This is a genomic window from Psychrobium sp. 1_MG-2023 (assembly GCF_030689115.1).
In the GTDB taxonomy this organism is placed as follows: Bacteria; Pseudomonadota; Gammaproteobacteria; order Enterobacterales; family Psychrobiaceae; genus Psychrobium.
In genome coordinates this window covers 55,957-67,469 of the sequence record NZ_JAUYVJ010000024.1, presented here as the reverse complement: position 1 = coordinate 67,469, position 11,513 = coordinate 55,957, and the positions used below count along the sequence as shown (strand labels likewise).

Sequence of the window (11,513 nt, the reverse complement as noted above, 5' to 3'; positions counted from 1 at the left end):
ATCTCTAGGCTGTTTTTGCCATCATCTGGGTTCGGTGCAATGGTGTCTTTGATGACTTTTTCTGTTAGCTCACCCACGTTACCCGCAGGATCCTTGATTTTACCCGTGATGGTTAACTCACCTTCACCAAGGCCTGATAAGTCAAGACCTGGGATCTCAACCACACCGCCTTCACCAATCACGATATCGTCTACTGGAACAGTGACCGTGCCGCCGTTCGGACCAGTGATCACAAGCTCTTCAATGCTTGCGCCCGGCTCAATCACTAAACCAAGGTCTGTGTCACCAATCTCATCTTTATTGATAAAGCCGTCTTCACCGCCACCAATCTCTAAGCTGTTTTTGCCATCATCAGGGTTCGGTGCAATGGTGTCTTTGATGACTTTTTCTGTTAGCTCACCCACGTTACCCGCAGGATCCTTGATTTTACCCGTGATGGTTAACTCACCTTCACCAAGACCTGATAAGTCAAGGCCTGGGATCTCAACCACACCGCCTTCACCAATCACGATATCGTCTACTGGAACAGTGACCGTGCCGCCGTTCGGGCCCGTGATCACAAGCTCTTCAATACTCGCGCCCGGCTCAATCACTAAGCCAAGATCTGTGTCACCAATCTCATCTTTATTGATAAAGCCGTCTTCACCGCCACCAATCTCTAAGCTGTTTTTGCCATCATCAGGGTTCGGTGCAATGGTGTCTTTGATGACTTTTTCTGTTAGCTCACCCACGTTACCCGCAGGATCTTTGATTTTGCCCGTGATGGTTAACTCACCTTCACCAAGGCCTGATAAGTCAAGGTCTGGGATCTCAACCACACCGCCTTCACCAATCACGATATCGTCTACTGGAACAGTGACCGTGCCGCCGTTCGGGCCTGTGATCACAAGCTCTTCAATGCTCGCGCCTGGCTCAACCACTAAACCAAGGTCTGTGTCACCGATTTCATCTTTATTGATAAAGCCGTCTTCACCGCCACCAATCTCTAGGCTATTTTTGCCATCATCAGGGTTCGGTGCAATGGTGTCTTTGATGACTTTTTCTGTTAACTCACCCTCGTTACCCGCAGGATCTTTGATTTTACCCGTGATGGTTAACTCACCTTCACCAAGGCCTGATAAGTCAAGACCTGGGATCTCAACCACACCGCCTTCACCAATCACGATATCGTCTACTGGAACAGTGACCGTGCCGCCGTTCGGGCCTGTGATCACAAGCTCTTCAATGCTCGCGCCTGGCTCAACCACTAAACCAAGGTCCGTGTCACCAACTTCATCTTTATTGATAAAGCCGTCTTCACCGCCACCAATCTCTAGGCTGTTTTTGCCATCATCTGGATTCGGTGCAATGGTGTCTTTAATAACTTTTTCAGTTAGCTCACCCACGTTACCCGCAGGATCTTTGATTTTACCCGTGATGGTTAACTCACCTTCACCAAGGCCTGATAAGTCAAGGCCCGGGATCTCAACCACACCGCCTTCACCAATCACGATATCGTCTACTGGAACAGTAACCGTACCGCCGTTCGGGCCAGTGATCACAAGCTCTTCAATGCTCGCGCCTGGCTCAACCACTAAACCAAGGTCCGTGTCACCAACTTCATCTTTATTGATAAAGCCGTCTTCACCGCCACCAATTTCTAGGCTGTTTTTGCCATCATCTGGGTTCGGTGCAATGGTGTCTTTGATGACTTTTTCTGTTAGCTCACCCACATTACCCGCAGGATCTTTGATTTTACCCGTGATGGTTAACTCACCTTCACCAAGACCTGATAAGTCAAGGCCTGGGATCTCAACCACACCGCCTTCACCAATCACGATATCGTCTACTGGAACAGTAACCGTACCGCCGTTCGGGCCAGTGATCACAAGCTCTTCAATGCTTGCGCCCGGCTCAATCACTAAGCCAAGGTCTGTGTCACCAATCTCATCTTTATTGATAAAGCCGTCTTCACCGCCACCAATCTCTAGGCTGTTTTTGCCATCATCTGGGTTCGGTGCAATGGTGTCTTTGATGACTTTTTCTGTTAGCTCACCCACATTACCCGCAGGGTCTTTGATTTTACCCGTGATGGTTAACTCACCTTCACCAAGACCTGATAAGTCAAGGTCTGGGATCTCAACCACACCGCCTTCACCAATCACGATATCGTCTACTGGAACAGTAACCGTACCGCCGTTCGGGCCAGTGATCACAAGCTCTTCAATGCTCGCGCCCGGCTCAATCACTAAACCAAGGTCCGTTTCATCAACCTCATCCTGATTAATAAAACCATCCTCTGCACCACCCACAGTAATAGTATTTGTGCCATCACCAACAAAAGGAGCTGTCGTATCCAATGTTTGATTAGCTAATGCAGAAACTACCACGCTGTTAACGTCTTCAACTGAGGCATCAACTCTAATTTGACCATCTGACAAATCATTCAAATCAACATTATCAACCTGATAACTACCATCAGAACCAACAATCACATTGTCCACAGTAACAGTATTATCATTCTCATCTGTCACAGTGATATTAATAACACTGCCCGGCAATACTCCTTCAGCAGTACCATTAATTGTTGAGGTTGCATTTTGATTATTAATTGTAAAATCAACTTCTAAACTAGACTCGATGGTTTGATCTAAAATAATCTCATCACGAGAGGCTTGTTGATCTAATAGTGCCGTATCACTTTCAAATGTATTAGTATCAAAACCTGCTTGAGCGATAGTTTCCTGAGCGCTTCGTTCAATAGAAACAAAAGACGTACCACCGTCATTTTGAGAACTACCTGCAGCAGTTGCAGGAAGATCGCTAATATCTCCACCAGCCTCAATTAATGCTTGAATGGCAGCGATGTCATCAGTAATTGACTCTTCTGAACCCGTTTCATTTAATTGAGCAAAAAGGTTTACAGTATTTTCACTTGAGAGCTCACCTTGCTCTTGAGCATTTTTGCTATCTAAAACATCAAAACTACCGTCAGCATATTGAACATTAACTGCCCCACCATCAGCGAAAAAAACAATTTCGCCAGCAATGATTTGGTCTCCAGCTTGCAGGGGCATCTCTTTATTTGCGGTATAAAGTTTGGTGTCACCAGTAACTTTTAGAACTTGTGCATTTTGCTTAGAGACAATAGTTTTCATTTACAATACCTTTATGTTGGCAAATCTGTTCAATCAAGTGTTTAGAAATAACGAAGAAAGGAAACAAAACACTTATGGGTCAGTAATTTATTTTGAAATTAAATTAATACAAAAATTTTTAATATTGTATATTTATTTTACTTTCGATGCAATTTAGCCCACAAGAACTGTAGGTTAAATAAACTAAAAATGCCATGAATTGTGTTCTAAATCAAAAAAACGGAAAGAGGTGAAATCATATGAAGAAGAAAAAAAGGTGTAGCCTTTCAACGAGCCGAAAGGCTAAAATTAATTTAAACAGGTCTGCTGTCACTTGCTTGCATTAATAAGTTTCGAGACTCATCTAAAAATTGTTGGGAATAATCGCCAAACCAATTAGACACTTGATTAAAGTTTTCTATAAAGCCAGTCCTATCATCATTATTCAACAGTTGGCTAGCTTGTTCAAAGTGACTCAAGTAACGCGAAAACATTTCTTTATTTTTACTCGAAGAGAAAATAATATCCGCATATAATTCAGGACTTTGCGCGAACAATCTACCTACCATAGCCAACTCTAAACGATAAATAGGCGAGCTGAACTCCAAAAGTGTTGATAACTCGGGGTTTTCCGCTGCTAAATGCTGTCCATAAACAAAGGTAGTAAAATGGCGCATTCCCTGAACCAAGGTCATTGCTTGATCATGCTCTTGTGGGTCAGCTTGTGTTAACTTAGCTCCCCAAATTGACATTTGTTCAAGTAGCCATTGATACTTTTCAGGATACCGTCCATCACAATAAATAATAACTTGTTTAGCTAAGCTCACAATATCAGGACCAAACATTGGATGAAGACCTAAAACTGGCCCAGAGTGAACCGCCAACATTGCCTCTAGTGGCTTCTGCTTAACCGACGTTAAGTCGACTAAAATACAGTCCTCATCAAGATGACTCAATTCACTGATGATATCAGTCGTTAAATTAATTGGAACCGAAACAATAACTAAGCCTGCACCATCAAGTATCTCTTTAGCATTGTCCCAATCATCTTTATCGAGAACTTCAACATGATAAGACGACAGAGTCAGCATTCTTTCAAACACCCGACCAAGCTTTCCTTGACCACCGATAATAACCGCTTTTTTCAACTCTGAATTTAAGCGCTTAAAACCGGTATCTTTTTCTCTATGGTATGACTCACGCATTAGCCGCCGGAGTATGTCTTCAATAAGATCACCACCAATTCCAGCAACATCAGCTTCAGCACGGCGCTTAGCTAGCATTTTAGCTTCTCGCTCAGGTGCATAAATAGGCACTCCAGCAGCGCTTTTAACTTCACCGACTTCAGCGACTAAAGATAGTCTCTGAACAATTAACTCTATTAGCTTGCCATCAACAACATCAATCTTATCACGTAGCTCATCCAATGCTTCACACGACAACTCAGCCATGGAGCCCTCCTAATTTATGTAGATATCGTTCGTTTTTTTAATGCAGAGCGAACTTTTTCTGCACCGTGAATCAAGAGTTGCTCTGTATCAGCCCAGTTGATGCATGCATCAGTTACTGAAACACCATATCGCAACTGCTCTTTTGGTAACGAGCTAGATTGGTTACCTTCTTCTAAGTGACTCTCGAGCATGATCCCCATAATGGAGCTGTTACCTTGATTTATTTGGTCAAATATATCATCCGCAACTAGTGGTTGTCTGCGATGATCTTTATTTGAATTACCATGGCTACAATCTACCACTAATTTAGGCACTAAACCTTCGCCTTGAATTTGCGATTCTATTTCAGTAATAAGATCCGATTGATAGTTTGGGGATTTTCCTCCCCGAAGTATGATATGACCATCAGGATTACCTTGAGTTTGCATTAACGCTACTTGCCCTTGAGGGTTTATCCCCATGAAACGATGTGAATGAGCTGCAGACTCTAAAGCATTAATCGCAACATTAAGTTTTCCGTCAGTACCATTTTTAAAGCCAACAGGCATCGATAGGCCGCTCGCCATCTCACGATGGGTCTGTGATTCTGTTGTTCTAGCTCCAATTGCAGCCCAACTAAATAATTCTGACAAATATTGTGGACTGATAGGGTCAAGTGCTTCAGTTGCCACTGGCAACTCGAGCTCAGCTAACCATAACAGTAGCTCTCGACCTTGCTTTAAACCCTTTTCTACTTCAAAAGAGCCATCCATATCCGGGTCATTTAACAAACCTTTCCACCCTACGGTAGTACGTGGCTTTTCAAAATAAATACGCATCACCAAATACATATCATCTTTAAGTTCTTCATGAAGTTTTTTGAGCTTAAGGGCGTATTCTTTAGCACTCTCAATATCATGAATAGAGCAAGGGCCTGTGACAACAAGTAAACGCTTGTCTTTACCATGAATAATATTAGCAATAGTTTCACGAGCTTGTGAAATATATGACTGAGCACCTTCGTTTAAAGGCATCAATTCTTTCAACTGAGCCGGTGTAATTAATACTTTCTCTGAAGAGATATGCTTATTGTCAATTTTTCCACTATTCATCTCTAATCCTCTGCCTTTAGTCATACAAATCAAGATTGCTCTGTTGAGCTGATAGAGTATTTGTACCATCAAAAAATAAACAATGCAACATTTCGATTAAGAAGAACAAATAATTAGATTAAGTTTACAGTACTGCTATTTTATCGCCTCATTAGTAATTTTTGCGTCTAAACTTTAGACATACTCTTAAGTCATGATTGAATCACCATCAACAGCGGCTGACCAAACATCAAAGAAAGGGATTTATTTACAATGTTCAAAGTCCAATCCGTCACTTCAGTTCTTAAATTACTCGCGCTCTTAATCGTATTATTTATTCTAATTCATCAATGCTGGCTCATTATCAATAACAGTAAAATACATGTAATTGGTACTTCAACCGCGAGGTTAGGCTCTGTGCAAGCAGTAACCTTTCAACTTAACAGTGATTTAGTACAATTAAGAGAATCCCTTGAAAATAAACGTCTCGATATTGCTTACCAATTGATAGATTCAAAAACTCAGCAACATAAAGCTTGGCTAAAAACTCTTATACGTGGATTGAATAGCCAAGATAGTTTAGTTGAATTTAGTGAACAATATTTAATGTATATCAAAGAATTAAAAGATGGAAAAATTGAAACCTCTTTCGGTACAAGGCGATTACTTTTAGACCTTCTCACGACTCATACTCAAAGAGACCATAACCTAGTAACGCTCACTCAAAAGCACACTGCAAATAATTTACTCGAACTAAAACAACACTTAAAGTGGGAAAAAGTTAACCTTATCATTCAGCTACTTGCTCTTTGCTGCTTCTGTATCATTATTACGGCGCTATTGGTAAAACAACGAAAAAAAATGCAACGCGCAGAGCGCTTATCACTATTTTTTTTAAATCACCCCAATATACTACTACGACTCTCTCCAACGGGAAATATCCGTTATTACAATCATCAAGCTAGTAAATTCATGAAGCTAAATGGCATTTCAAAGTTCAAGCTACTACCAGAAGCTATCAATTCAAAAATGGCAAAAGTGCTCAAACAACCAGGAAAAACAATCCGTTTTCCACATCAAATAGGGGAAACAAAACTCTACTGTGACTTCAGGCTATCTCCGGAGTCAGGGCAAGTGTTTGTCATGTTAAATATACAGCGTAACGAGGTGATTAATGCGCACATTGAAGCTGAAGAAGGCCTAACATTAACGGGCTAAAGCCGTTTACCTAGAGCCTTCGGCGCTCGAGACTCCCCAACAAAGCCGGCCAAAACAATTAATGTTAGCAAATAAGGAGTCACTTCAATTAATTGCATCGGTATAGGCCAACCAAATGCAAAGATATCAACCCCTTGCAAGCGAATAGCCAATGCCTCTAAAAAGCCAAAGAATAGACATGAGAAAAGCACACCAATTGGATGCCATTTACCAAAGATTAACGCTGCTAATGCAATAAACCCTTTACCTACCGTCATATTTTCAACAAAACCTGCACCGTGGCCAATAGATAAATAAGCGCCTGCCACACCACATATTGCGCCACCAGCCAAAATAGAACCATATCGGATGCTATCCACTGAGACACCAGAGCGCTTTAACGCAACAGGGTTTTCGCCTGCGGCATGCACTCGCTTTCCTAACGGCGAAAACTTAAAGAACAACCAAATCAGCACCGCGAGCAATACTGCAATATAAATTAAAATATTCTGCCCATTGAGCAGCTGTTTATAAGCTAATAATGCAGCCTCTTCCTGACTTGGATAAATCAGGGGGAGGAAATTCACTTGAGGTAAACGCTCAACCGAATCCAGGATAGGGGTCATGCCCCCTAATGAAAATAACCGATGGGCAAGAATTGAAGACAACGCTAATGCCAACATATTAATAGCAATGCCAGAAACAACTTGATCACCTTTATGTGTGATACATGAAAAAGCATGTAATAGCGCTAAAGACATTCCTGCGAACATGGCGACTGCTAGACCTTGCCAAGGTGAGCCTGTTGTTGCACTCCATGAAGCTGCCGCGAAAGCACCAAAAAGCATTTTACCTTCCAGTCCAATATCGATAATTCCCGCACGTTCACTTAATAGCCCAGCTAAAGCAGCAAAGAGCAACGGAGTTGCTAAGCGAAAGCTAGCATCAAACAGTAAAATAACGTCCAATAAACTATTCAAACGCCTTACCTCTGCTCAGCTAAGTGGTGCTTGTGCACACCAACCTTAAAAACACGCATTAGCGTAGGTTTAAGCATTTTTTCTAACGCACCGCAAAAGAGCACAATCAAACCTTGGATTAACAAAATAATATCATTACCAACACTATCTACAGAAAACGCTAACTCCGATCCCCCTTGATATATAACGCCAAACAAAATACTCGCCGCAATAATCCCTAAAGGGCTGCTCCGTCCCATCAATGCCACCGCTATTCCGGCAAAGCCAAACCCTGAAACAAATTCAGCATGTAACTGGTGGCTATTCCCTAATAATTCATTTAGCCCAATAAAGCCTACAAGCATGCCCGATAACATCATAGTAATAATAATAATCTTCTTTTCGTTAACTCCAGCGAAGAGAGCAGCCTTCATATTTTGCCCCACAAGTCGAGTTTCATAGCCCAACCGACTGTGCCACAAATAGACATGAACAATTAGACAGCAGATTAACGCCCAAAACAGCGAAATATTAAGTGGATTTCGCTCAATCGTAATGCCGAACCACTGCGCCATCACATCAAGCGTTGGCAACCAATATGCCTGAGGGAAAACCTCACTCACCGCAGCCATTTGCACAGAAGATTTCATCGGCCCCGTTAATAAATACACCACCAACGCTGCTGCAAGTAAATTGAATAGAATAGTCGTAATTACAACGTGAGAGCCTCGATAAGCATTTAACCAACCTGGGATAAAGGCCCACGCGGCTCCAAACAATGCACTGAGCATGACAGCTAAAACAAACAGGCTACCAAATGACCAGCCATCAAGGGATAAACAAGCAACAGTAATCCCCACTCCCCCTAATGTCGCTTGTCCTTCACCACCGATATTGAATAGTCCAGCATGCCAGGCGAGTGCAACGCCCAAGCCAGAGAAAATAAAATTTGTTGCATAAAATAAAGTATAAGCAATCCCTTCTGGCTGACCTAATGCCCCAAAGAACATCACTTCTATCCCATTTATAATATCGATACCTATTAGCCATAAGACAACGACACACGCAAGCAAAGCTAAGCAAATATTCACCAACGGTAATAATAGGGAGTTAAACCACCAAGGTTCAACCTTAACTACCCCGTGACTAACAAGGGATCTCTTTGACTTAACCATTGGCTAACAACAACCCTAACGATGTTTTGTTAATACTTTGAGTATCTACTTGAGCGGTTACCTTCCCCTGAGAAATAACGACAATCTTATCGGACAAGCTAATCACTTCATCTAAGTCATTCGAGCACACCAAAATACAGCAACCTTCGTCACGAAGTTTAAACAGCGCCTTATAAATCATTTCCACCCCAGAAATATCAACCCCTTGAGTTGGCTGATCGAGTAATAGCACTTGAGGTGAGCGAGACGTTTCCTTAGCTAATACCATCTTTTGCTTATTACCTGCTGAGAATAAGCTAGTTTGCATTTGAGGAGCCATTGGCTTGATCTGCCACTGCTGCATCAGCTTATAGCAGTCATCATTTAAGTCACGCTTGTTAAACAAACCAAGCCAACCTGAATATTCACGCTGATATCCTAAAAAAGAGCTTTCCACCATGGTCATCGAATCAACTAAATTAAGCCCTAACCCTGGATTGGCAATAAACCCTCCGCCAAGTTTTCGCATTCTCTTTATATTGAACCCTGAATTAGCAGAGTTTTTATTACCCAAAAAAACTAATTCACCTTGGTTAAATGCTTTATAACCGGCAATTACGCTTAATAATAACTCTTGTCCCGCCCCATTTAACCCAGCGATTGCAACAATTTCACCAGCATAAAATGTTAAATCAATACTATCAAGCAAGGGGAAGCCTCGAGCTTTTCTTCCCGATGAAACACTATCAACAGTTAATTTTTTTACCTCAATCGCTGTCGTATTGTTTATCCCATAACGCGGTAAGTTTTGATGAGGTAAGATAACTTCACGCCCAACCATCAATTTAGTCACATGAGCTAAAGAAACTTTTTTGGGCTCAATAGTCTCGGTTATCTGTCCTGACTTTAATAGAGAAATAACATCACATAGCAAATGAAGAGAAGCTAATTTGTGAGACACAATCAAAACAGAGATACCTTGCATCTTTAGCATTGTCAGTAAATTCGCTAAATAAGACTCTTGTTCTTGTGACAATAACGCCATCGGCTCATCCAGCACCAGTACTCTGACTCCCCGATAAAGTGAGCGCAGGACATCAACAAGCTGCCGCTCACTAAAGTTTAATTCATTAATTAATGTATCCAACGAGAAAGGGAAGCCAAACTCTCGTCTCAGCTGCTCCAGTTGCTTACTCGCTTGTTGGCTATTTTGATAAAAAACAGAGGTAACGGGGTCACCCAAAATAATATTATCTAAAACCGAAGCATCCTCTAACCAACTCACATGCTGATGCAACATACCCACACCATGGGTGATTGCTTGCTGTGGATTCATAATATCCACTTTAGCACCGTCAACGTAAACTTGCCCTTCATCAGCCTTAATTAAACCGTAAGCAATTTGTAGTAATGTTGACTTACCCGCACCATTCTCTCCAATCAAGCCATGTATTGACCCCGGAGCCACTGTTAATGTTGCATTAGTTAATACATTGACATGTTGATAGCTTTTACTAATGTTTCGTAGTTCTAACGCAAAAGCCAACATTTACTGACCTCCAGAAATAGCACATTCATTCAGTAACGAAAGTCGCTCTAATTCATGGTTAATAATTAGCGCTTTCTCTTTATTTATAATGCGCTCGAACTCTTCGGTGTAAACGTCTTGATTATATTTATCTTTAGCCAAGTCGACCCAATTACTTTCTAACCCATATTGGAACACACCGGGTTGCCATGTTCCCTGATAAAAACTCATTACATTTTTAAATACAGCTCTACCGACCCGCTTAACCATTGAAGTAAGTATGATTCCTGGTTGCAACATGTTTTGATTTGAATCAACACCAATCGCATTTATTTGATAGTCCTTCGCAGCTTGAAACACACCCAAGCCAGAACCACCAGCGGCCGAGAAAATCACATCGGCCTGTTGCTCTATTTGATATATAGCCAACTCGAGCCCTTTACTTGGGTCATTCCACGCGTGCAACGTGGACCCTAAATAGTTTTTTAAAATCTTAATATCCGAATTAACCGATTGTGCGCCAAGTTCATAACCACAACTAAACTTATCAATAAGCGGAATATCCATACCACCAATAAAGCCGATAATACCGCTATGGCTTTTTAGTGCTGCAAGCTTTCCTGCAAGATAAGCCCCCTGCTCCTCTTTAAATAGAATGGATTGCACATTCGGAGCTTCGACCACACTATCAATAATAATAAAAGATACTTGAGGATAAAGATTTGCAGCACGCGCTATAGCTGGTGCTGTTGCATAACCGACCCCAACAATGGGGTTGTAGCCTCTGGCAGCCAGCTTCAAAATACCTTTCTCTATCTGAACACTATTTGCAGGCTCAAACTCTTTCACTTCCACGCCGTGCACTTTAAGTTTAATCACCCCATTATCAAAGACGGCTTGATTAAACGAATGATCAAACTTACTCGGACGATCATAAACCACGGCAGCTTTGCGCGTAGCATTACGCTCTACAGCAACTGCAGTTGAAAAATACATTAATATCATTGATAAGATAAGCACACTAATTTTATAAAACAC

Annotated in this window: 8 protein-coding genes; 1 reads left to right on the top strand and 7 read right to left on the bottom strand. The window is 41.7% G+C overall.

Annotated features, from left to right (window positions below; genetic code table 11):
* The 3 genes from Q8W26_RS13020 to Q8W26_RS13010 form a co-directional block, all read right to left on the bottom strand.
* Positions 1-3,137: retention module-containing protein (locus tag Q8W26_RS13020; protein ID WP_305473613.1), on the bottom strand; the 3,137-nt coding region annotated here is incomplete at its 3' end.
* Between the two features lie 293 nt (positions 3,138-3,430).
* Positions 3,431-4,567, bottom strand: a complete 1,137-nt coding sequence (gene tyrA, locus Q8W26_RS13015) for a bifunctional chorismate mutase/prephenate dehydrogenase (protein ID WP_101213302.1) — start codon at positions 4,565-4,567, stop codon at positions 3,431-3,433.
* A gap of 14 nt (positions 4,568-4,581) precedes the next feature.
* Positions 4,582-5,658, bottom strand: coding sequence for a 3-deoxy-7-phosphoheptulonate synthase (locus Q8W26_RS13010; RefSeq protein WP_101213301.1), 1,077 nt, complete (start codon positions 5,656-5,658; stop codon positions 4,582-4,584).
* 252 nt (positions 5,659-5,910) lie between these two features.
* Between Q8W26_RS13010 and Q8W26_RS13005 the strand changes: the two genes are divergently transcribed.
* On the top strand, positions 5,911-6,855 hold the full coding sequence (locus tag Q8W26_RS13005; RefSeq protein WP_101213300.1) for a hypothetical protein: 945 nt from the start codon (positions 5,911-5,913) through the stop codon (positions 6,853-6,855).
* Here Q8W26_RS13005 and Q8W26_RS13000 read toward each other — a convergent pair.
* The 4 genes from Q8W26_RS13000 to Q8W26_RS12985 are packed head-to-tail and all read right to left on the bottom strand — an operon-like array spanning position 6,852 to position 11,513.
* A complete protein-coding gene (locus tag Q8W26_RS13000) occupies positions 6,852-7,814 on the bottom strand; it encodes an ABC transporter permease (RefSeq protein ID WP_305473611.1) in 963 nt (320 codons plus the stop codon). The two genes, Q8W26_RS13005 and Q8W26_RS13000, sit on opposite strands and share 4 nt — an antisense overlap.
* Before the next feature lie 5 nt (positions 7,815-7,819).
* A complete protein-coding gene (locus tag Q8W26_RS12995) occupies positions 7,820-8,968 on the bottom strand; it encodes an ABC transporter permease (protein ID WP_305473610.1) in 1,149 nt (382 codons plus the stop codon).
* Positions 8,961-10,496 carry an ATP-binding cassette domain-containing protein gene (locus tag Q8W26_RS12990; RefSeq protein ID WP_305473609.1) on the bottom strand — a complete coding sequence of 512 codons (1,536 nt, stop codon included), beginning with the start codon at positions 10,494-10,496 and terminating at the stop codon, positions 8,961-8,963. The genes Q8W26_RS12995 and Q8W26_RS12990 overlap by 8 nt, the downstream gene beginning before the upstream one ends.
* Positions 10,497-11,513: a BMP family protein gene (locus Q8W26_RS12985; protein ID WP_305473608.1), complete on the bottom strand. Its 1,017-nt coding sequence runs from the start codon at positions 11,511-11,513 to the stop codon at positions 10,497-10,499.